Origin of the sequence: Microbacterium sp. 2216-1 (genome assembly GCF_046507855.1) — a bacterium.
GTDB lineage: Bacteria > Actinomycetota > Actinomycetes > Actinomycetales > Microbacteriaceae > Microbacterium > Microbacterium esteraromaticum_C.
On sequence record NZ_JBKFTM010000002.1, the window covers coordinates 387,599 to 408,979 of the forward strand.

A 21,381-nucleotide genomic window follows, 5' to 3' on the forward strand; every position below is an offset into this window, starting at 1 on the left:
GTAACGTCACGAAGTTTCAGTAACCACTGAAACAACTGATACAAAGGAGCTCATCTCGACAAAGAAGTGAGTGTGCATGTCAGCTGTGACCCTCTTGACGCCCCCTGAAATTGCTGTGCGCGAAGACGCAGTGCGCCGTTACCTTTGGCTCCAGAACGATGACGCGGCCGTGGCCGACTGGGTGGCAATGCAGAATGCCCGCACTGCCGAGCACTTGACTCCTCTTCCGCAGCTTGACGGATTCCGCGACGTGCTGACAGAAGTGCTGGGAGCCGAGGTCCGCCAGCTCCCGGTCGTTCGCGGCAACCGGCGCTTCCAACTGCGTCGCGGTGCGAACGACCAGCAGTTCTCGCTGTGGGTGAGTGACGAGACCGGCGACCGCATCCTCATCGATGCAGCGACGATTGGCAGCCCCCAGGACTCGATCACTGAGTTCTGCCCCTCCCCGGACGGCCTTACCGTTGCCTGGGCGATGTCGTCAGGTGGCGCGGACTGGATGGTCGGTCGGTTCCGCAACGTCCTCACCGGCCATGACAGCGACGATTCGCTGCACGGGATCAAATGGCCGGCGTTCGCGTGGCTCGACGATGAGCGTGTCGCCTACATGTCGTGGGGGCAGCCCGTCGAGGGACAGGAGCTTCTGGCCCGCAACGACGATGCCTCGGTTCGACTGCACGTGTTGGGGCAGCCGCAGCGCGAAGACGTCGAGATCTATCGCCCCGACTCCGCGGCCTGGTCTATCCCCGCCGTCTCCGAGGATCGTAAATGGATCACGGTTCAGGTGAACGACGGTACGACTCCCGCGCACGTCTATCGCCAGCCGACCACACTGCCAGGCGAGTGGGAGACCGTGGTTACGGGCGACGGTCCTGACGGAGTCATCACCGTCTACGGCGACGAGACTCTCGTGCTGTCCTTCTCCGCGAATCCGGCGGGGAGCATTCTCGCCTACGCGACAGGCGGACACCGACGCGTCGTGTACGAAGCGCCGCAGGACTCGTCGATCGCAGATGCGCAGGTGATCGGCGATCACCTGGTTGTGCTGAGCCACCCGCTTGAGGGGAGTCTCCTTCGTATCCAGCCACTCACAGCCGTCGGCTCGGCGTCGTCACCGGTCGAGATCCCCATCGCACTGGGGAGCACCGTGCGTGATTTCGGCGGCGGTCGCGATGGCGCGACCGTGCTGATCGACATCGAGCACACTGGCGGTGCGCGTCGTGTGGTCGAGTTGCCTATCGCCACCGACCGCGAGACCCTGGCCCAGGCGCTCGCTACGGATGCCGCGGAGTACGTCACGACGCTCGTAGAAGTGCCGAGCAAGGATGGGACTCTGGTCCCGATGCGGATCGTGCACGTGGCCGGCTTCGTGCCGGATGGCAGTGCGAAGGTTTTTCTCTCTGTTTACGGAGGGTATGGCGTGCCCTATCTCGCCGTCGGATATGACGACTGGCATCTTGCCTGGCTCAGAGCCGGTGGTGTGCTGGCGTACGCCGGTGTGCGGGGCGGCAGTGAGCGTGGCGAGGACTGGCACACCGCCGCGACCCGTCATCAGAAGCAGAACGGGGTCGATGACCTTGTGTCGTGCATCGTATGGTTCGAGAACAACGGGTGGTCCACCCCGCGATCGGTCGCGGTTAACGGGATGTCGAACGGCGGGATGATGGTATCCATCGCCCTCACCCAGTCACCTGAGCTGATCGGTGCGGCAATCCCAGAGGTTCCCGTCGCAGACATGTTGAACTTCCACCGCTACACGGTGGGACATGGTTGGATACGCGAGTTCGGTGATCCCGACATCGCGGAAGATCGTGCTGTGCTTGCTGCGTACTCACCTCTTCACAACGTGCGCCCGGACGTCAGCTATCCGCCGACGCTCGTCATCACTGCAGACAAGGATGATCGCGTTCCGCCCGGCCCGCATGCCTACAAGCTCGCAGCCGCGCTTATGGATGTTCCTGCCGCGCGGGACGAGGTCTTCCTCCGCGTCGAAGCCGACGCGGGCCACGCCATCGGGCGATCGCTGCAAGCAAAGGTCGACGAGCGCGGGGCGGTACTGGCATTCGCGGCCGCAGCGCTTGGGCTCTGAGCTTGCCTTCAGCTTCGGCACCCGCTGGAGCTTCCTAATGTACTTTCCCTTGAACTGGATGGAGCATCCGTGAACATCGGTTTCCCTTCGCGCCGCAGAATGTCTCTCGCTGCCGGAGCTCTCGTCGTTGCGACGAGTCTTCTCGTCTCTTGTTCCGCATCCCCCGACGGTGGAACAGGTTCCGCCGCGACGACCTTCACTGTCGCCGGATCCGATCCGGCAAACCTCACCCCGGGCAATACCTGGGCGTGGAACGAGCAGATGTTGATCTTCACGCCGCCGATGGCGGTCGGTGAGAACGGTGTGCCCGTCCCCGCCGCCGCGGAGTCGGTCACCTCGGAGGATCAGAAGGTATGGACCTTCAAACTCCGTGAGGGATGGACCTTCCACAACGGCGAGCCGGTGACGGCGCAGAGCTATGTCGATTCGTGGAACGCGACCGCGCTCGGGTCGAACGGATGGCTCCAGAACTTCAACTTCGTGAACATCGAAGGCTACGCAGATCTCAACCCCGCAGAGGGCGACCCGACAGCGACGGAGCTGTCCGGCCTCGAGATCGTGAGCGACACGGAGTTCACTGTCACCCTCACTGAGCCGTCAGGACTCTTTCCGTACTCGGTCACATCGTTCGCCTTCGCCCCGATGCCGAAGGCCGCGTTCGAAGACCCCGAAGGCTACGACAAGGCGCCGATCGGAAACGGGCCATACGCGATCGTGGGTAGCTACTCTCCGAACGAGCCGATCGTGCTGGAGCGGTTCGAGGAGTACCTGGGTGAGGCCGGGCAGAGCGATGAGATCGTCTTCTCGCCGTACCAGTCGATGGATACCGCGTTCAACGACCTCCTCGCCGGCAACGTCGATGTCGTCTACCCCGTGCCCACGGACCGGTTGGCCGATGTCGACCAGCGTGTCGATGGACGCACTGCCGTCGCGAAGATCCCGAGTCTGAGCTACTTCGGGTTCCCGACCTGGGACGAGCGCTTTACGGACCGGCGTGTGCGTGAGGCGTTCTCGATGGCCATCGACCGCGAGGCGCTCACCTCCACCATCCTCAAGGGGTCGGGTGTGCCGGCGAAGTCGCTGGCCGAGAGCTCTACCTTCGGCGGCGTCGAAAACACCTGCGCCGCGTGCCAGTTCGATCCGGACGGTGCCAAGGCGCTGCTCGAGAGCGCCGGCGGCTGGAGCGGACCGCTCACGCTGTGGGCATACCAGTACGGGAACAACGACCAGATCCTTCAGGCGGTTGCCAATCAGTTGCGCAACAACCTCGGTATCGAGGACATCACCTTCCAGATCGACCCGTTCGCAAAGTTCACAGAGACCATCGGCGCGCAGGCCGCCGATGGCCCCTTCTTCGCCGGATGGGGCGCCTACTACCCGCACATCGAGGCGATGCTCGATCCGTTCGGAAGTCCTACCGGTGCTGCCAACGAGAGCGGATTCTCGAATGATGAGTTCAACGCCCTCATGAATACTGGCCGCGCACTGCCGCTCGAAGAGGGACTGCCATACTTCCAAGAGGCGGAGTCGCTGTTCTGGGAAGAGTTGACGGTGATGCCGTTGTACTTCGGGAAGTACACCGTCGCATGGTCGGAGAAGATCGAGTCGGTTCCGGTCGGCTTCGCAGGGCTGGGTAGCCTTGCCGCCGTGGAAGTCGTCGAGTAGCCCAACCAGGATCCCGGGTGAGGCGAGCTCCTGTTTGCCTCACCCGGATCATGAAAGCAGTGACATGTTCGGCTACGTGATCCGCCGCCTGTTCCAGGTCATTCCGGTCTTTTTCGGAACGACGTTCCTGATCTTCGTTGTCGTGTTCGCGTTGCCCGGTGACCCCATCGCCGCACTCGGCGGCGGGGTGCACCACATCTCTGAATCTGCGCAGAACGCTTTGCGCGAGCGCTACAACCTCAATGACCCGCTGCCCGTGCAGTACGCGAAGTACATGCTGAACCTCCTTCAGGGGAACATGGGGACGGACTTTCTCGGGCGCGATGTCTCGGACATCATCGCTCGCAACTGGCCTACGAGCATCATGCTCGGCGTGACCGCCTGGGTGCTGCAGATCATCGTTGGCATTCCGCTCGGGATCTGGGCGGCGCTGAACCGCGGTGGATGGCAGGACAAGCTGGTCGGCGTCCTGACGACGCTCGCCTTCGCGGTGCCGTTGTTCGTCGTTGCCTACGTGTCACAGATCCTGTTCGGTGTCGAGCTCGGATGGTTCCCGGTTGCCGGCGCCAGCGCCGGATGGCCCGTCGCGTTCATCCTGCCTGCGGCAGTGCTCGCCCTGCTCGGTCTCGCCGCCGTCGCCCGCCTCACCAGGACAAGCTTGATCGAGAACCTCTCCACCGACTACGTGCGAACCGCGATCGCTAAAGGGATGCCGCGCAGGCGGGTCATCGTGCACCACGCGCTGCGCAACTCGCTCATCCCCGTGATCACCTTTCTGGGGATCGAGTTCGGCGCGTTGCTCGGCGGCGCCGTGATCATCGAGGGCATTTTCAATCTCCCCGGTCTGGGCAACGAGGTCTTCAAGGCCATTGGACAGCAGAACGGACCTGCAGTCGTGGGCATATCGACGCTGCTCGTGCTGGTGTTCCTTGTTGTCAACCTGATCGTCGACATCACCTACGCATATCTCGACCCAAGGATTCGACGTGCTTGAGACCAACGTCACCACCGTGCATGACTCATCTCCGTCGCCGGCCTCCCCGAAGCGGACGAATGAGACGAAACGGCTCTCCGCCGTGCGCAGAGCCTGGCGGGCGCTGCTGATTCCCCGGTTCGCAATTCCCGGTTCGGTCATCGGTCTGCTGGTCGTGATCTCGCTGTTCCCTGCCCCGTTCGCAGGGTTGTTCGGGCACGGCGACCCCCGGCAGTGCGACCTGACACGAAGCGGAGCTGAACCCGAGCCGGGACACCCCTTTGGGTTCGATGTGCAGGGCTGCGATCTCTATGCCAACGTGATCTACGGTGCCAACCCCTCTATCACCATCGGCATCGTGGTCACGGTGTCGGCCATGGCCATCGCCGTGGTTCTCGGACTGCTCTCTGGGTTCTACGGCGGCTGGTTCGACAACGTGCTGGGACGCATCACCGACGTCTTCTACGGCTTCCCGTTTATGGTCGCCGCGATCGTCATTCTGACGGCGATCGGCACGCGGAACGTGGCGACCGTGTGCATCACACTGGCGATCTTCTCATGGCCGACGATGACCCGTTTGATGCGTTCGAGCGTGATGAGCGCGAAGAACATGGAGTATGTCCGCGCGGCTCGTGCCCTCGGCGCATCCAGCGGCCGGCTGATGCTGCGTCACATCCTGCCGAACTCGATCGCACCGGTGATCGTGCTGAGCAGCCTCAGCATCGGAGGGATCATCGCCGGAGAAGCCGGACTCACTTATCTCGGGGTGGGTCTGCAGCCCCCGGCGATCTCCTGGGGACTGCAGCTGAACACCGCGCAGAACTACTTCAACTCGCATCCGCATCTCCTTCTCTTCCCGTCTCTGTTCCTGAGCGTCACTGTCCTGGCGTTCGTGCTGCTCGGCGATGCCGTGCGCGATGCACTCGACCCGAAAGTGCGCTAATGATGAACCCCAGCAACGCCAGCCCGACCGAGCCGCTGCTCGCGGTCGAGAATCTGCGCGTCGATTTTGTCAAGTCGAAGGAGCGTCCAGTTCACGCAGTGCACTCGATGAGCTTCAGCGTGCAGCCGGGGGAGTGCGTCGTGATACTCGGGGAATCCGGTTCGGGCAAGTCGGTGACGGCGCAGGCCCTGCTCGGCTTGCATCCCACCGATACGACGGATGTGAGTGCGGAGTTGATGCGCTTCAGCGGTGAATCGCTCATCGGTTCAGACAGCACGCTGAAGAGCATCCGCGGGCAGCGGATGAGCATGGTTTTCCAGGATGCGCTGTCGGCATTGAACCCGGTGCAGCGGGTCGGGCGGCAGATCGCTGAGATGTTCACCGTGCACCGCAAGATGGGAAGCCGGGAGGCCGAAAGAAGAGCCGTCGAGCTGATGAAGGCGGTGCAGATTCCGGACGCGGAGCGTCGTGCACGCGACTATCCGCACGAAATGTCGGGCGGCATGCGCCAGCGCATCGTCATCGCCATGGCCCTTGCGCTTGACCCCCAGCTGCTCATCGCCGACGAGCCGACGACTGCGCTCGATGTGACCGTGCAGGCACAGATTCTGACGCTTCTCACGGAGTTGCGGCGAGAGAAGGGCATGGCACTACTACTGATCACCCATGATGTCGGAGTCGCAGCTGAGATCGCCGACCGAATCATCGTGATGTACGCAGGTGTCTTGCTCGAGCAGGGCACGGCGGAGCAGATTCTGCTCGACCCGCTGCACCCGTACACCAGCGGGTTGCTCGAGTCGGTGCCGCGCCCCGATCAGGATGTGCTGCCCACGCCGATCGGCGGTGGACTTCCCGATCCGTGCGATGAGCTCACCGGGTGTCCGTTCGCTCCTCGGTGTCCGCTCGCCGAACAGAGATGCCGCACGACGGTTCCCGAGCTGAGGCATGCGGAAGACGGTCGTACCGTCGCATGTCACCTCGTCGGGTCCGCGCAGCAGACCAAGGAGGTCAGTCATGCCTGAGCCGCTCATTGTCGCCCGTAGCCTGACCAAACACTATCCGGTTCGCCGAACAGGACTACGCGGGCCACGAGCAACGGTCAAAGCCGTCGACGGCATTGACCTCGACCTCGCTGCTAGCGAGTGCCTTGCGCTGGTCGGAGAATCCGGATGTGGCAAGAGCACGCTCGCGTCGTTGATCACTCGCCTGGAAGACCCAAGTGGAGGGAGCATCAAGGTCGACGGAGAGCCCATTGCTGGCGGTCGACGGGATGCGCTGCAGTTTCGTCGCGATGTGCAGATCGTGTTGCAAGATCCGTTCTCCTCACTCAACCCCCGACTCACGATTGAGTCGGTGCTACGGGAGCCGTTTGAGATCCATCGGGCGCTCGTGCCCCGGTCACGGTGGCGTGAGCGCAGTATTGAGCTGCTCGAGATGGTGGGCTTGACCGAAGAGCACCTCGACCGCTACCCCCACGAGTTCTCCGGCGGTCAGCGGCAGCGCATCAGCATCGCCCGTGCTCTCGCCGTCGAACCGAGGGTGCTGGTGCTCGACGAGCCACTGTCGGCACTTGATGTGTCGGTGCAGGCGCAGATCGTGGCGTTGTTGAAGGAACTGCAATCAACGCTGGGGCTGGCTTACCTGTTCATCTCGCACGATCTAGCCGTCGTCCGCAGTATGGCCGACCGAGTCGCGGTGATGTACCTCGGTCGGATCGTCGAACAGGGGGCTACGCGTGATGTCTACGAGAACCCCCAGCATCCCTACACACAGGCACTGCTCTCGTCATCGCCGATTCCCGATCCCCGCATGCGTGACCAACCAGGGCGGATCGTATTGCACGGCGACGCGCCGAGCCCGATCGACCCGCCCAGTGGCTGCACGTTCCGCACCCGGTGCTGGCGTGCAGTCAGCGCTTGCGCGGGGAGCCCGCCCGAACTGTCGGGCGAGGACCAACTCGTCGCCTGCTTCCGGCCCGGGCCCGAGACCGGCACTCGGATTGTCGAGGCCATGAGCAGCCCCTGATTTGCCTAGGAACATCCGCGGGCGCCCGGATGAGTTCCTCCAGATGATTCGCCGTGCACCAGCGCAACTCTGCGTGTTCTGACGCGACTGGTGTGCCGCTCGCAAGCTCGGCGAAGTACGTGTCGAGGGTCACTCGGGCAAACGGATACGAGTGGATCGTCGTATCGAAATGAGAGTCGACGCGGACGTCCATGTTGAGTTCCTCGCGGATTTCACGAGCAAGCGCGGTGGCTGGCGCTTCACCCGTTTCGACTTTGCCCCCAGGGAACTCCCACATCCCGGCCAGCTGTCGACCGACGCCGCGCTGTGCAGCCAAGACGAGGCCGTCACGAACGATGATTGCGCCGACGACATGAACCATGTGGGTCAGCTTCTCACGGGCACGAGATCGCCGGTTGCATCCGCGTTCTTGAGCACTGAGCCCATAGGATCAGAAACTGACGGCGTCTGCGGTTCGGACGCCCGATCGCGGCAACGCATAGAAGGGGAGCGCGCCGATGCCACTACCGCTCATACCGCTGGCAGTCGTCGGCGTTGTCGCCGCTGCCGGTGCGATTGCCACCGCCGTTGGTGTGAGAGCGGCCGCATCGCCCGCGGACAAGTCGGTGGCAGTGCTCGGCGCCAAGGGCGTTGGAAAGACGACTCTCTTGGAGGGCTTGTGTGATCGGCGTGCCGGGGCAGGTGCCGAAGACAACGACAATCCCGCGAAAGAGTTCACCTTTGATGCCAATGGGACGGCAACGAAGTTTGCGATCGTGGACGACGTGTCGGGCGACCCGCAGGCCAAGTATGCCGCGTGGAAAGACGCCTACCACCAGTCCGATCTGGTTCTGTATCTCTTCCGGGCTGACCTCATCGAAGTGCGCGACGCTGCTCACATCGACCTTGTGCGCAATCACCTTGCACTGCTGAAGCAGTGGTCGGATGCGATGGGCAAGAAAGCTCCGAGACTCGTGCTTGTCGGAACTTGGGCTGATCGCAGCCCTGCCTTTCTAGAAGACGCGGAGCGGTATGCGAAGCGTGTTCGTGCGTCTGACCCGATCAAGCTCGGGCGCAAGAAATTCAAGACGTCAGTGACGGTAGTGACGGGCAGCCTCGGCAGCGAACACGTCGAGAAGCTGCTGACAGATCTTGAACAAGCAGTTGTCGGTTCCCGAAAGGCAAGCGAGCAGCAATGACGAGCTCCGAGATCACAGCGTTTCGCCCGCGTTCCGTTCTGGTCGCGACGGACGCGACATACCGGAAGATGGCCGATACGAGAGATTCGATCGCGCTTCTGGAAGACACAGAGGCCATGATCGTGCCGTTTTCAGAGGAGCCTCAAGCGAACGAAGCGAGGGTGCTGGCGGTGCGGGAGCTTCTGCGCCGCGATGGAAAGCTCGCGTCGGGCGTGCTGTTGATCAAGAACCCGTACGACGCCGATGGCTATGAGCTGGCAGAGCACGCCGTTGAGACGTTTGCCAGCGAGAAGTATCACCACCTCGCGAACGTCGCGCGCATCCTCGGGGCAACAGAGGTGCAGTTCGTCGAAGCCAAGATCGAACGGGCTGAGTCCAATACGCAGGGCGGGGTAAAGGTCAAGCTCCCGATCGGCGGTGGAGATGCGAGTGCAGGGCGTGACGTGTCGAAGAAGCTGGAACAGCGGCTCGCGGGTCAGATGACCTTTCCGGGTGCTGAGTCTGCTCCGGAGGTGGCCGCCGCGTACGTAGAGAAGCACAACCTAGGCAACGACCACCAGCTGATCGCGTTGGTTGAGATGCGTTCAGGGCTGAATCAGATCAATCGATACAAGATGACGCTCAGCGGAACTCGCGAAGCCGAAGCTAACCTCAAGAGCGCGCTGCGCATTGCGGCCGCAGGCACTGGCGAGGTTGCCAAGATCGGCGCGAACTTTGCGCGCACGACGGGTGCGATCAACAGCGTCGAGATTACGACGGAGATCACTTTCTAGTCGGACTGTCAAAGGCGCACTTCGGTCGCACGTGGCTGGACTCCGTGTGCGCTTGCGTGAGTCAGCGTGTTGCGATGAGTTGGTGTGCGCGTTGATGCGAGATGCCGAGGATTGCGCCGATGTCGCGCACCGGAACGTTCACCGCGGCGAGATCGCGTGCAAGCTCCGTTGACTGGGTAGACGCAGCCCGCTCTAGTTCAGCCGCGCGATTGCGTTCGTCGACGATGGTGGCGACCCGGTCTTCGATGTTGCGCAATCCGCCGATGGGTCCGAAGTGGAGCGTGACAGATACGTTCTCGATCGCGATGTCTTGAGAGGCGGCGATGTACTCGCGTGCCATATCGGTAGCTTCGCTGAGTCGGCGGGCTTGAGTCAGGCCGTCGATGGCAGGGATGCTGACCATCCACCATTTGCCATCGCGAATCACGGTCGCTTCGTAGGTAGTCATTGCTCGTCCTGGTGCAGAGCCTTCAGTAGATTTCGATATACGCCGGGGCTGATCGTGGTGTGGCCGTCGGGGAGCGTGAACGTTGTGCCGTTCGGCCCTTGCCACGTGGTGTGGCTTCCCGCAGTTCGTAGCGGTCGCCAGTTGCGGCGCTTGAGTAGCTTGATCACCTTGCGTGTCGGTTGTTCAGAAACCAAAGTCTACCTCGCTAGACGTTTTCTCGGAAGGGGTCGGCGAACAGGATTCGCCGACCCCTCGTCACGTCACATGCCGCGACAATGTGTGCACAGCCGCCAGTTATTGGTTCCCGACCGGCGGTTGCGCTCGGGGATCTGCCGCCCGCTGGGGCAGTCGCTGTGCACGTGGTGCACGTCAGGGTCGCTGGCGTTGATCGAGTGGTAGGCGGGTACTCGCATGGTGGACTCCTTCGTCGCAGTCGTTCTGTGCCTTCTGCACAAGGCTGAGCGTAGGAGAGGCCGCCGACATGAGCGGTCGTGGGAGACACTCGTGCTCACTTGGTAAGGCAGTTGTCCGGGATGCGAGAGCATAGACCCATGTCTGTCTCATTCACGTCGATGTCGGATGCTGCTTCGTCAGATGGCGCCGAGGCCACGGGACTGTTGCGTCGGTCGCTGAGGCCGACAAATCCGCAGGTGACGCTGTGGCATCTGCTGGATGACATGTATTTCTCGGCGACGAACGAGCGAGATAAGGGCTCAAAGTTCGAGCGGTTCCTTAAGAGCTACCTGCAGACCGAGCCGAAGTATGTGGACTTGTTCTCGGATGTGTGGATGTGGCAAGAGTGGCCGGGGCGTGCGGGCCGACCCGATACGGGCATCGATCTGGTGGCGCAGGATCGCTACACGGGTGAGCTCACCGCTATCCAGGCGAAGTTCTACGACCCGGCCCGGTCGTTGCCGAAGCAAGAGATCGATTCGTTCTTCACTGAGCTCGGTAAGGATCCGTTCACCAGCGGGATGATCGTCACGACGGCGCGAAACTGGTCGAAGCACGCTGAGGCGGCGCTGAACGACCAGTCAAAGCCCGTGCAGCGCGTCGACTTGAACAATCTTGCCGACTCGCGGATCGACTGGTCGCTGTTTGACCCGCGCACCCCCGAGGTTCTCTACAAGGGCGCAGGCAAGGCTCCACGTAAGTACCAGCGCGAGGCGATCGACGATGTGATCGCCGGGTTCGAGACGCACGGCCGCGGCAAGCTGATCATGGCGTGCGGCACGGGCAAGACCTTCACGTCCCTCAAGCTCGTTGAAGAGTACGTCCCCGTCGGAGGCTCGGTTCTGTTCCTGGTGCCATCGATCGCGCTGCTGCAGCAGACGTTGAACGAATGGACGGCACAGGCCGATGTCCCAATCCGGCCGTTCGCCGTGTGTTCGGATTCGTCGGTGGGGCGCAAGGAGAATGAGGACGTCTCCGCCCACGACCTTGGGTTTCCCGCGACGACCGACCCGGCGAAGCTGTTCCATCGTTTCCAGATCTCCACCGGTGCGGAGACGGTCTCGGTAGTGTTCTCCACTTACCAGTCGATCGATGTGATCCATCAGGCGCAGCAGCTCGGCCTCCCCGAGTTTGACCTGGTCGTCTGTGACGAAGCACACCGCACTACCGGCATCTCCCAGCCCGGCAGTGATGACAGCGCGTTCGTGCGCGTGCACAACACCGAGTTCCTCGCGGCGAAGAAGCGACTGTACATGACGGCTACCCCGCGAGTGTATGTCGAAGACTCGAAGGCGAAGGCCGCGAAAGACGGTATCGTCACCTACTCGATGGATGACGAGCACACGTTCGGTCCCGAGTTCCATCACCTGGGGTTCGGGCGGGCGGTCGAGATGGGGCACCTCTCTGATTACAAGGTGCTCATCCTCGCCGTCGACGAAGAATCGGTCGCGACCAGCTTCCAAGACCTCCTCGCCCGCGAGGGTGACATGAACCTCGATGACGTCGCTCGGATCGTCGGATGCTGGAACGGTCTCTCCAAGCGCGGTGTCAACGGCGAACGCCTCTCGATCACGGATGACGCACCGATGCAGCGGGCGGTCGCGTTCGCGAGGAACATTAAGGAGTCCAAGGCGATCGCGAATCAGATGAACGTCATCGGCCGCGAGTTGCTCATGAACGCTCGCGACGGCGATTCGGCCCTCGAGTTGCAGGCGAAGCACGTCGACGGCACGTTCAACGTTCTGGAACGCTCCGCCCGGCTGGACTGGTTGCAGGGCGGAGAGGCAGCTGATGAGTGCCGCATCCTCACGAATGCGAAGTGCCTCACCGAGGGTGTGGATGTTCCGAGCCTCGACGCGGTGCTGTTTCTGAACCCACGCAACTCGCAGGTGGATGTGGTTCAGGCCGTCGGGCGGGTGATGCGCCGCGCCGAGGGCAAGGAGTACGGGTACATCATCCTGCCCATCGCGGTGCCCGCGTCGCAGGATCCCGAGACGGCACTGAACGACAATAAGAAGTACAAAGTCGTCTGGGACGTGTTGCAGGCACTGCGCGCGCACGATGACCGCTTCGAGGCGATGATCAACAAGATCGACCTCGACAAGAAGGCCAACAACCGTATCGACGTGATCGGCATCGGCGGAGGCGGTAACGACCGCGACGCCGGCACGGCATCATCGGATGCTGACGCGAACGCTGCCCTGTTCTCGATGGCGAACGCCGCCGAGTGGCAGGATGCGATCTTTGCCCGCATGGTGAAGAAGGTCGGCGACCGTCGGTACTGGGAAGACTGGGCCAGCGACGTCAAAGACATCGCCGACCGTCAGGTCACCCGCATCCAGACGATTCTCGATACCGTGCCCGACGCGCAGACCGAGTTCACCCGCTTCCACGAAGCCCTGCAGGCGAACCTGAACGACGGCATCACCAGCCGCGACGCCGTCGACATGCTCGTGCAGCACCTCATCACGAAGCCCGTGTTCGATGCACTGTTCGAGGACTATGCGTTCAGCGAGCACAATCCGGTCTCCCAGGTGATGGACCGCATGCTCAGCGTGCTCGACGGCTACCACCTGGACTCCGAGACGGCGCACCTGGAGAACTTCTACCGTTCCGTACGGGTGCGCGCTGAAGGTATCACCAGTGCGGCGGGCAAGCAGAAGATCATCACCGAACTCTATGAGCGGTTCTTCAAGCTCGCCTTTCCCCGTGTCGCCGAGAGCCTCGGCATCGTCTACACCCCGATGGAAGTCGTTGACTTCATCCTCCGCGCCGTCAACGACGCGCTCGGTGAGCACTTCGGTGCGAGCATCAGCGACGAGGGTGTGCACGTGCTTGACCCGTTCACCGGTACCGGCACGTTCATCGTGCGGCTGCTGCAGTCCGGGCTGATCGACCAGGCGGATCTGCTGCGCAAGTACACGCAGGAGCTGCACGCGAACGAAATCCTGCTCATGGCGTACTACATCGCCGCGATCAACATCGAAGCGACCTTCCACGCCCTCCAGCAAGACCAGGCACGTGAGCGCGGCGACGACGTGGATGCTGTCGGCTACGAGCCGTTCGGGGGGATCGTGCTCACCGATACGTTCCAGATGACCGAAGACGGCGACGCGCTCGACGAGCGCATGTTCACCTCGAACAGCGATCGCGTCGTCGAACAGAACGCCCTCGACATCCGCGTGATCGTCGGCAACCCGCCGTACTCGGTCGGGCAGACCAGCGGCAACGACAACAACGCCAACCTGAAGTATCCGACGCTAGATCGCACAATCGAAGAGACCTACGCGGAGCGGTCACTCGCGTCATTGAAGCGCAATCTCTACGACTCCTACGTCAGGGCTATTCGCTGGGCTTCCAACCGCGTGCTGAGATCCGACCAGGGCGGCATCATCTGTTACGTCTCCAACGGCGGCTACATCGATTCGAATTCGGCGGATGGGCTTCGCAAAACCCTCAGCCGCGAGTTCCACGACATCTACGTCTACAACCTCCGGGGCAACGCCCGTTCGGCCGGCGAGATGCGTCGCAAGGAGAAGGACAACATCTTCGGCGAGGGGTCGAAGACCACCGTCGCGATCCTGCTGCTCATCAAGCGTCCCGGCGCTGTCGCCGATAGCACTCTGCACTATAAGGACATCGGTGACTACCTCACTCGCGACGAGAAGCTCATCACTGTTGATGGAGCACGCCTCCGCACGCTCGATTGGCAGACGATCACCCCGAACGTCGAGGGTGACTGGATCAACCAGCGTGATCCAAACTATGACGCCTATCCGCCCATCGGGAGTCGCGACAAGACTGATGAGAAGCTATTCGACCGCTTCGGCACAGGGGTTGCCACAAGCAGGGATGCTTGGGTGTACGGGGCGGATTCAAGCGAAGTTGCCGCTCGAGCCGATGGACTCATTGGAGTTTTCAACGCTGAACAACGAGCCTGGGTCAATTCCGATAGCGCTGAGCCGCTTGAACGGATGATCACGAGTGACAAGCGCAAGATCAGCTGGTCAGTTGGCCTCAAGAACAGACTCTTGCAGGGGCAGGCGATTGATCCCAGCTCGGGGAGCATCCGGATCGCTGACTATCGCCCTTTCAATCGCCAACACTTGTTCGTGCACTCTCAAATCCTCGAACGGCCCGCAGCGATCGAGCGTTACTTTCCAGAAAGGGCCGGCCTCACTCTCTCGATCTACCTCACTTCCCCCTCTACGCACTTTCCTGACTTTGCTGCGTTGATGAATCGCAACATACCCGACCTTCATCTGCTTGACTCCGGACAGGTATTCGCCCGCTATTCGTACACTCAGCCGGATGCCAATCAGCTCCTCGCTGATCCGGAACGCATCGACAACATCACCGACTGGGCACTCGGCGAGTACCAGCACGAGTACGGTGTTCAGGTCACCAAAGATGGCATCTTCTTCTATGTCTACGGGCTGCTGCACTCACCCGAGTACCGTGAACGCTACGCTGCCGACCTGAAGAAGCAGCTGCCCCGCATCCCGATGGTGCCGGGCCGTGAACGCTTCGAGGCGTTCGCCAACGCCGGGCGGAAGCTGTCGGACATGCACATCGGATACGAAACGGTGGAACCGTATCCGCTCACCGAGACCATCCACATGGGTGCTCCGGAGGATGCGTACGACCGGTTCACAGTGCAGAAGATGAAGTACGCAGGCAAGGCCGGCGCGTGGGACAAGACCCGCATCACTTACAACACGTTCATCGATATCGACGGCATCCCCGAAGATGCCCAGCGCTACATGCTCGGTAGCCGGTCGGCGCTCGACTGGATCATCGAGCGCTACCAGGTCAAGACCGACAAGGCTTCCGGTATCGTCAACGACCCCAACGACTGGTCACGCGAACACAATGAGCCGCGCTACATCATCGACCTCATCGGCCGCATCGTGACGGTCAGCCTCGACACGATGAAGATCGTCGACGCCCTGCCCGACCTCGGAATCTGAGACCGCGCTGTCCCTGAAGGCAAGGAGACACGACATGTCTGAAGCAGAATCACTCGTTCCTATCTGGCCCATGCTCGTCGTGCCGACGCTGCAGGTACTCTCGGACGGTCAGAGCCGCCACCGCCGCGAGGTCTTCGATGCCGTTGCCGACTACGCGAACGTGGGAGACGAGGCTCGCGCCGAGACTCTGAAGTCCGGTGGCACCCGGTTCGAGCAGCGCATGGGCTGGGCGCTGAGCAATCTGAGCAAGGCGCAGTGGGTGGATCGTCCCGAACGCGGACGCTACGTGATCAACGACGCTGGACGCACTGCCCTCGCGCAGTACCCGACCGGGTTCGACTATGCGTTGGCGAAGAGGGTATTCGCTCCGTTCTGGCCCGAGAAGACAGCATCCAACTCACCTTCCTCGACCAGTGACCGTCCGACGGACGAGCTTGCTGACCCCATCGAGGTCATCGAGGATGCGATCTCCCGCATCGAGACCACGGTTGGCGAAGATCTGCTCGAGCGGCTGCGCAACAGCCATCCTGATTTCTTCGAGCAAGCCGTGGTCGACCTGCTGCTGAAGATGGGGTACGGCGGGGCTGCCCAGCGCGGGCGGCGCATCGGCGGGAGCAACGACGAGGGCGTCGACGGATTGATCAACCAAGACGCGCTGGGTCTCGATCAGGTGTACATCCAGGCCAAGCGCTACAAAGAAGGCAACAACGTCGGGCGCGAGGCGATACAGGCGTTCGTCGGAGCGCTGCATGGCTTCGGGGCATCTCGGGGTGTGTTCCTCACGACCAGCGCTTTCACCAGTGGTGCCAGCGAGTACGCGAACAAAGTGCCGTCGCGGATCATCCTGATCGACGGCTCCCGGCTCGTCGAGCTCATGATCGCGTATCGCGTCGGTGTGCAGGAGGAGAAGTACTTCAGCGCGGTCGAGGTCGACGAGGACTACTTCAACTGAGTTGCCGATGAGTCGGGTCGTCCGTACTCGCTAGCTCCGGCGCCTCACCTCACTCAGGCTTGATGCCAGACGTGACAGAGCGGTCTTGATCACTTCGGCCTCGTTGGCATCTAGTTTCGAGAACCACAGGCTTTCACGCGCGTTGTAGTCGCGGTATACCTCGGCCATGAGAGCGGCGCCCTCAGGTGTCGCTTCGATCAGGATGCTGCGCCCATCATTCTCGGAAGGCGTGCGGCTGACCAATCCTTCAGCTTCTAAGCGCTTCAATAGCGCGGAGACGGCGGCGCGGCTCATGCCCGCAAGCTCGGCGACGCGCAACATGGTCATCCGCCCCGCAGTGACGAGAACTATTAGCACGCGCAGGCCGGCTGGAGTCAGCCGTTGCTCGAGTTCGCCCCGGATGTCGTAGACGATCAGCTCGAAGGCGCGGTGCAACGTCATGAAGAACGTCGCAGCCTCGAGATCGAGCCACGGCATCTTGCCGTTCGCCTCATGGCTGAAGCGTTCGACAAATGACCAGTACGTCACGTCGTCGAACGCCATGCCGATGTGAGACGCAGCTTCGTTCTCGGGGTTGCTTTCGTCCACAGGTGGTGCCTCCAACGCAACTGTGAGCCAGGTCGTCCTTGGAGCTTAGCGTGGACCGGCTCAAGATAGTCAATATGTTGACTATCTTGTGAAGCGACGATAGCGTGCTGAACAACCCCCTCCAACGAAAGGAGAAGCAATGAAGCTTCGTACTCCCAGGGCAGTCGCATTGGCAGCGTCGCTCGCGCTCGCCGCGTCACTCGCTGCTTGCTCGTCCGCAACTCAATCTGGATCGTCTGACGTCTCAAGTGCACCCGGTGAGATCGACCTCGCCGGCGCGCTGAGCACGCCTGGCGTTCTCGTTGCCGCAGACAGCGGTAGCGTAAAACCTCTCAAGTACACAGACACTGGTAGCCCCGAGATGAAGGGGCTCATCGTCGACCTGACGAAGGAGTACGCCGAACGGCTGGGTCTCGAAGCCCAGTTCGAGAAGGTCTCCTCGGACGCCGTGATTCCTGGCGTGCTCGCTCAGCGCTACGACGTTGCGCTCGCTGCTGGCGACTTCGCCGAGCGGCGTAAGACGCTCGACTTCGTAGACCTTGTCGAAGGCGGCGTCGTCCTCATCGTGCAGAAAGGCAACCCGGCTGACATTGCAGGCAGGGACGACCTTTGTGGTGCCCGCCTTGCGATCGTCAAAGGCAGTATCCAACAGGGCTATGCCGATGAAGAGCAGCAGAAGTGCCTCGATGCGGGCCTGCCCGCCATTGACATCCAAGGCTACGCTGACGGCCCGACGGCAACTCTCGCTTTGCAGAGCGACCGCGTAGACGTCGAATGGTCCGATCTGGCGGTTGCCAATGAGCTTGTCGCCGACCAGCCGGACCAGTTCGAGCTTGCCGGCGAACCGGAGCACCTCGCCCCGTACGGCGTCGGCATCCCGAAGGCGAACACCGAACTGCGCGACGCCATCTTCGAGGTGCTCACGGCAATGAAGGACGATGGCACCTACGACCGCATCCTTGCGGAGTGGGGTCAGGAAAGCCTTGGGCTGGAAAAGATCGAGATCAATGGCTCAAAGTTCTGAGACTGCGCTGCGGTCGGCGCAGAGCATGGAGCAGACCGACTCAGTTGCGCCAACTTATCGATTCGCCAAGCCACGACGTACCTCGTGGTGGGTCTCCGCCGTCGTCGTTGCCGTCATGGTCTTGGGACTGATCGACTTCTTCATCCGAGGGCAGAACTGGCAGTGGGATGTGGTCTGGGAATACCTGCTCCACCCAGACATCCTGGCCGGACTGCGCAACACCATCGTGCTGACCGTCATCTGTGCGCTCAGCGGCCTGGTGATGGGAGGACTTGTTGCTTACTTGAGGATGTCCGTGAACCCTGTCTTCCAAGCGGTCGGTGCAGTGTACATCTGGTTCATCCGGGCGATTCCAGCGCTGGTGCTGCTGCTGTTCATCTTTTTCCTCTCAGCGTTGTTGCCGCAGATTCCAATCGGGCTACCGTTCCTGCCTCCATTGGCGTCATTTCCTACGAATCAGTTGATCTCGCAATCGACGGCAGCCATTCTGGGGCTCACGCTAATCCAGGGGGCATACATCGGCGAGATCTACCGCGGAGGCATTCTGTCGGTGCCGCGCGGGCAGCTCGAGGCAGCCCGTTCGATGGGGATGACCAGCTGGCAGTCGATGCGTCGGATCATCGCTCCCCAGTCGATTCGCGTGATTATCCCCTCGCTCGGCAACGAGATGATCACGCTCTTCAAGAACACATCACTGGTGTTCGTGATCGGGTACACCGAGTTGCTTACCACCGTGCAGCTGATCTACGGAGTTACGTATCAGACCATTCCCCTGCTCGTCGTTGCCTGCATCTGGTATCTGGTGCTGACCAGTCTCGCGATGGTTGGACAGCGACAACTGGAGCGCAAGTACGGAAAGGGATTCCGAGGTGTCACTGACTGAATCGAATGACCGCCCTCTGATCCGCGCGCGTGATGTCGAGAAGATCTTCGGTGACAACCATGTGCTTAGAGGTATTGATCTCGACCTGCATCACGGCGAGGTGATATCGCTACTCGGCCCATCGGGCTCAGGCAAGAGTACGTTTCTGCGTTGCATCAACATGCTTGAGACGATCGACTCGGGGGCGGTTCACTACCAAGACGAGTTGCTTGGATTCAATCTTCGGGCAGGTGTCTATCACCCGCTACCGGAGAAGAAGCGCGCGCGGCAACGTGAGCACTTCGGAATGGTGTTCCAGCAGTTCAACCTTTTCCCGCACATGACCGCTCTTGAGAACATCTGTGAGGGTCTGCGCGTGGTGCACCGGCAGTCCAGGTCGCAGGCTGAAGAGCGGGCGCGATACTTGCTCGACCGCGTGGGCCTCGCAGACAAGGCTGACCAGTACCCCGGCATGCTGTCGGGCGGTCAGCAACAGCGCGTCGCCATCGCCCGCGCACTTGCACCCCACCCGAGTGTGATGCTCTTCGATGAACCTACGTCCGCCCTCGATCCAGAACTTGTTGGCGAGGTCTTGGATGTCATCCGTGAACTCGTCGGCGAAGGCATGACCATGCTCATCGTCACTCATGAGTTGAACTTTGCGCGTGAGGTCAGCGACAGAGTGGCGCTGCTCGATGAAGGCCGCATCGTTGAGTTCGGCGCTCCGGCCGATGTGCTTACCAACCCCCAATCGACGCGTGCACGCGCGTTCGTCAACGCAATGAAAAGGAAGTAAAAGATGCGCAACATCGGAAAGAGTGACATTGCAGTCAGCGAGCTTTCCCTCGGCTCATGGCACACGTATTCGCGGCTGTCATTCGAAGCCAACGTCAACTTGATCAACCACGCCTACGAGCGCGGCATCCGGTTCTTCGACGTCGCGTACTACCGCGACAAGCCGCACACCGAAGTTCTCTTCGGACGGATGCTTCAGGAGGCGAGCTTCTCGCGGGATGACATTGTTATCGCCGAGAAGGTTTGGTACTTCGACTACCCCGAGCGCTCGTTGACGGCGCAGCTCGATGCGTCCATGCGACGACTTGCCGTGGAACGAGTCGACGTCATCATCGTCGAGCATCCGCGTGCTGAGATGAGCGTTGAGCGGCTTGCCCGGGACGCGGCGGAGCTCGTGACATCCGGGCGGGCCCGCGTCTGGGGTGGCCTCAACTGGCGGCCGGAACTGATTCGTCAGGCGCACGATTTCTGCGTTGCAGAGGGCTTGCCTACCCCGGAGCTGGTGCAACTGAAGTACTCGGTCGTGCGCCAGAATGTCGTCGACGGGCCTGACTATCAGGCGGTGCTCGCGGATACCGGCATGTCGGTGCACGCCTCGGACTCGCTCGAAGGCGGGATTCTCACGGGCAACCTCTCCCCGTCTCGACACATCGGGCTTGACATCGGTGGCATCCGCGATGACATTAAGGCGCGCGTTCCCGCAATCGAGAAGGCCGCCGCATCTCTCGGCGTCACCGCTGCGGAGTTCAGCATCGCTTTTGCTGTTGGCAGCCCGAACGTGTGTTCTCTGCTGTTCGGCGCGACGCGTCCCGAGCAGATTGACTCGAATCTCCGAGGACTGGAGCTCGCTCGCACTCGTGGTGAGGAAGTGCGTGCGCTCGCACGTGAGCTGGGCGTGGACAAGCACGAGATCGATCCGCCCTACGGGCATGACGTGCCTTTGACGGCCGACTTCGTCGCCTGATGGTGATAGCAGGGGCGGCGCTCATAGATGCGCCGCCCCTGCGTCATGAGCCCGTTTCCTCCACTTCGGTGATGCACAACGTCTCAGGCACCGGCTCCCGCAGGGCGCTCCGGCTGCGCCGGCCCATCAACAGCGGATGCCTGTGCCGGAACCCCCGGCCACTCCGTGCGGTCGGCGAGAAAGCCGTTGCCCGCCCACTGCGCCGGTGCCACAGCGGTGTTCCACGTCGACTTGCTCAGCCCGATGACGCCGAACCATGCCGTCGGGATCAACCAGAGTGCGACCAGCGCCGGCTCCTTGCCCGTTTTGAGTCCGACGCGGTACGCGGCCACACCGCCGCCCACGAACAGCGCCAGCGAGAAGATGAACCCGATGCCCACCCAACTCAGCACCACGGCCCCGGCGAAGCAGTACAGCACCAGCCACGGGCTGAGGTCGCCGAGCTTGAAGAAGACCATGAAGTTGTAGACGGGCACCCACGCCCGCCACGTGCCCTGCACGCCCGCCTTGGCGAACACCTTCGACATGAAGAAAGCCGTGACCACGTAGACAACCACGCCGACGACAACCATTCCGACCATCGCGGCCAAGTACGCCGCGAGAATTCCCGTATAGGTATCCATCTGCTTCCCCTCTCAGAATGCGCATCACCCGCAGACAGATGTGCGTCATGTCGACACCC

Annotated in this window: 19 protein-coding genes; 14 read left to right on the top strand and 5 right to left on the bottom strand. The window is 61.9% G+C overall.

Features of this window, described 5'->3' with window-relative positions; translation table 11 throughout:
• The first annotated feature begins 130 nt into the window (after positions 1-130).
• From ACLD0U_RS09690 to ACLD0U_RS09715, 6 genes are all read left to right on the top strand, one after another.
• Positions 131-2,086 (top strand): prolyl oligopeptidase family serine peptidase, encoded by a 1,956-nt coding sequence (locus tag ACLD0U_RS09690; protein WP_410340492.1) that lies wholly within the window; start codon positions 131-133, stop codon positions 2,084-2,086.
• Between the two features lie 99 nt (positions 2,087-2,185).
• Complete coding sequence (locus ACLD0U_RS09695; RefSeq protein ID WP_410340493.1) at positions 2,186-3,751, top strand: ABC transporter substrate-binding protein; 1,566 nt, start codon at positions 2,186-2,188, stop codon at positions 3,749-3,751.
• A 64-nt stretch (positions 3,752-3,815) separates the two neighbouring features.
• Positions 3,816-4,745, top strand: coding sequence for an ABC transporter permease (locus tag ACLD0U_RS09700; RefSeq protein WP_410340494.1), 930 nt, complete (start codon positions 3,816-3,818; stop codon positions 4,743-4,745).
• Positions 4,738-5,667 (top strand): ABC transporter permease, encoded by a 930-nt coding sequence (locus ACLD0U_RS09705; RefSeq protein ID WP_410340495.1) that lies wholly within the window; start codon positions 4,738-4,740, stop codon positions 5,665-5,667. The genes ACLD0U_RS09700 and ACLD0U_RS09705 overlap by 8 nt, the downstream gene beginning before the upstream one ends.
• Positions 5,667-6,689, top strand: coding sequence for an ABC transporter ATP-binding protein (locus ACLD0U_RS09710; protein ID WP_410340496.1), 1,023 nt, complete (start codon positions 5,667-5,669; stop codon positions 6,687-6,689). The genes ACLD0U_RS09705 and ACLD0U_RS09710 overlap by 1 nt, the downstream gene beginning before the upstream one ends.
• A complete protein-coding gene (locus tag ACLD0U_RS09715; RefSeq protein WP_410340497.1) occupies positions 6,682-7,692 on the top strand; it encodes an ABC transporter ATP-binding protein in 1,011 nt (336 codons plus the stop codon). Before ACLD0U_RS09710 ends, ACLD0U_RS09715 begins: the two co-directional genes overlap by 8 nt.
• Here ACLD0U_RS09715 and ACLD0U_RS09720 read toward each other — a convergent pair.
• Positions 7,577-8,053 (bottom strand): (deoxy)nucleoside triphosphate pyrophosphohydrolase, encoded by a 477-nt coding sequence (locus ACLD0U_RS09720; RefSeq protein WP_410340498.1) that lies wholly within the window; start codon positions 8,051-8,053, stop codon positions 7,577-7,579. The two genes, ACLD0U_RS09715 and ACLD0U_RS09720, sit on opposite strands and share 116 nt — an antisense overlap.
• A gap of 136 nt (positions 8,054-8,189) precedes the next feature.
• Between ACLD0U_RS09720 and ACLD0U_RS09725 the strand changes: the two genes are divergently transcribed.
• Together ACLD0U_RS09725 and ACLD0U_RS09730 are read left to right on the top strand one after the other, a co-directional pair.
• Positions 8,190-8,870 carry a GTPase domain-containing protein gene (locus ACLD0U_RS09725; protein WP_410340499.1) on the top strand — a complete coding sequence of 227 codons (681 nt, stop codon included), beginning with the start codon at positions 8,190-8,192 and terminating at the stop codon, positions 8,868-8,870.
• Positions 8,867-9,643 carry a hypothetical protein gene (locus ACLD0U_RS09730; RefSeq protein ID WP_179409408.1) on the top strand — a complete coding sequence of 259 codons (777 nt, stop codon included), beginning with the start codon at positions 8,867-8,869 and terminating at the stop codon, positions 9,641-9,643. Before ACLD0U_RS09725 ends, ACLD0U_RS09730 begins: the two co-directional genes overlap by 4 nt.
• A gap of 61 nt (positions 9,644-9,704) precedes the next feature.
• Here ACLD0U_RS09730 and ACLD0U_RS09735 read toward each other — a convergent pair whose 3' ends face one another.
• Entirely contained in the window at positions 9,705-10,091 is a 387-nt protein-coding gene (locus ACLD0U_RS09735) for a hypothetical protein (protein WP_410340500.1), read from the bottom strand.
• Positions 10,088-10,258 carry a type II toxin-antitoxin system HicA family toxin gene (locus ACLD0U_RS09740; RefSeq protein ID WP_410340546.1) on the bottom strand — a complete coding sequence of 57 codons (171 nt, stop codon included), beginning with the start codon at positions 10,256-10,258 and terminating at the stop codon, positions 10,088-10,090. Before ACLD0U_RS09740 ends, ACLD0U_RS09735 begins: the two co-directional genes overlap by 4 nt.
• 384 nt (positions 10,259-10,642) lie before the next feature.
• Between ACLD0U_RS09740 and ACLD0U_RS09745 the strand changes: the two genes are divergently transcribed.
• Complete coding sequence (locus tag ACLD0U_RS09745; RefSeq protein WP_410340501.1) at positions 10,643-15,514, top strand: DEAD/DEAH box helicase; 4,872 nt, start codon at positions 10,643-10,645, stop codon at positions 15,512-15,514.
• 34 nt (positions 15,515-15,548) lie between these two features.
• Positions 15,549-16,466 (top strand): restriction endonuclease, encoded by a 918-nt coding sequence (locus ACLD0U_RS09750; RefSeq protein WP_410340502.1) that lies wholly within the window; start codon positions 15,549-15,551, stop codon positions 16,464-16,466.
• Between the two features lie 30 nt (positions 16,467-16,496).
• On the opposite strand, the gene ACLD0U_RS09755 is transcribed toward ACLD0U_RS09750, so the two are convergent.
• Positions 16,497-17,054, bottom strand: a complete 558-nt coding sequence (locus ACLD0U_RS09755; RefSeq protein ID WP_410340503.1) for a MarR family winged helix-turn-helix transcriptional regulator — start codon at positions 17,052-17,054, stop codon at positions 16,497-16,499.
• Between the two features lie 139 nt (positions 17,055-17,193).
• On the opposite strand from ACLD0U_RS09755, the gene ACLD0U_RS09760 reads away from it, so the two are divergent.
• Genes ACLD0U_RS09760 through ACLD0U_RS09775 form a run of 4 tightly spaced genes read left to right on the top strand, consistent with a single transcriptional unit; the run spans position 17,194 to position 20,699 of the window.
• Positions 17,194-18,078: an ABC transporter substrate-binding protein gene (locus tag ACLD0U_RS09760; protein ID WP_410340504.1), complete on the top strand. Its 885-nt coding sequence runs from the start codon at positions 17,194-17,196 to the stop codon at positions 18,076-18,078.
• 25 nt (positions 18,079-18,103) lie between these two features.
• Complete coding sequence (locus ACLD0U_RS09765) at positions 18,104-18,961, top strand: amino acid ABC transporter permease (RefSeq protein ID WP_179409402.1); 858 nt, start codon at positions 18,104-18,106, stop codon at positions 18,959-18,961.
• Complete coding sequence (locus ACLD0U_RS09770) at positions 18,954-19,736, top strand: amino acid ABC transporter ATP-binding protein (protein ID WP_410340547.1); 783 nt, start codon at positions 18,954-18,956, stop codon at positions 19,734-19,736. The genes ACLD0U_RS09765 and ACLD0U_RS09770 overlap by 8 nt, the downstream gene beginning before the upstream one ends.
• A gap of 3 nt (positions 19,737-19,739) precedes the next feature.
• The gene (locus ACLD0U_RS09775) at positions 19,740-20,699 is read left to right on the top strand and encodes an aldo/keto reductase (protein WP_410340505.1); all 960 of its coding nucleotides are present in this window, start codon (positions 19,740-19,742) and stop codon (positions 20,697-20,699) included.
• Between the two features lie 83 nt (positions 20,700-20,782).
• On the opposite strand, the gene ACLD0U_RS09780 is transcribed toward ACLD0U_RS09775, so the two are convergent.
• Positions 20,783-21,322: a large exoprotein gene (locus ACLD0U_RS09780; RefSeq protein WP_410340506.1), complete on the bottom strand. Its 540-nt coding sequence runs from the start codon at positions 21,320-21,322 to the stop codon at positions 20,783-20,785.
• Positions 21,323-21,381: the final 59 nt, after the last annotated feature.

Coding starts and splice junctions, on each gene's coding strand:
- ACLD0U_RS09695 (WP_410340493.1), top strand. CDS start 2,186: ATGTCTCTCGCTGCCGGAGCTCTCGTCGTTGCGACGAGTCTTCTCGTC.
- ACLD0U_RS09700 (WP_410340494.1), top strand. CDS start 3,816: ATGTTCGGCTACGTGATCCGCCGCCTGTTCCAGGTCATTCCGGTCTTT.
- ACLD0U_RS09710 (WP_410340496.1), top strand. CDS start 5,667: ATGATGAACCCCAGCAACGCCAGCCCGACCGAGCCGCTGCTCGCGGTC.
- ACLD0U_RS09715 (WP_410340497.1), top strand. CDS start 6,682: ATGCCTGAGCCGCTCATTGTCGCCCGTAGCCTGACCAAACACTATCCG.
- ACLD0U_RS09720 (WP_410340498.1), bottom strand. CDS start 8,053: ATGGTTCATGTCGTCGGCGCAATCATCGTTCGTGACGGCCTCGTCTTG.
- ACLD0U_RS09725 (WP_410340499.1), top strand. CDS start 8,190: ATGCCACTACCGCTCATACCGCTGGCAGTCGTCGGCGTTGTCGCCGCT.
- ACLD0U_RS09730 (WP_179409408.1), top strand. CDS start 8,867: ATGACGAGCTCCGAGATCACAGCGTTTCGCCCGCGTTCCGTTCTGGTC.
- ACLD0U_RS09735 (WP_410340500.1), bottom strand. CDS start 10,091: ATGACTACCTACGAAGCGACCGTGATTCGCGATGGCAAATGGTGGATG.
- ACLD0U_RS09745 (WP_410340501.1), top strand. CDS start 10,643: ATGTCTGTCTCATTCACGTCGATGTCGGATGCTGCTTCGTCAGATGGC.
- ACLD0U_RS09750 (WP_410340502.1), top strand. CDS start 15,549: ATGTCTGAAGCAGAATCACTCGTTCCTATCTGGCCCATGCTCGTCGTG.
- ACLD0U_RS09760 (WP_410340504.1), top strand. CDS start 17,194: ATGAAGCTTCGTACTCCCAGGGCAGTCGCATTGGCAGCGTCGCTCGCG.
- ACLD0U_RS09765 (WP_179409402.1), top strand. CDS start 18,104: ATGGAGCAGACCGACTCAGTTGCGCCAACTTATCGATTCGCCAAGCCA.
- ACLD0U_RS09775 (WP_410340505.1), top strand. CDS start 19,740: ATGCGCAACATCGGAAAGAGTGACATTGCAGTCAGCGAGCTTTCCCTC.
- ACLD0U_RS09780 (WP_410340506.1), bottom strand. CDS start 21,322: ATGGATACCTATACGGGAATTCTCGCGGCGTACTTGGCCGCGATGGTC.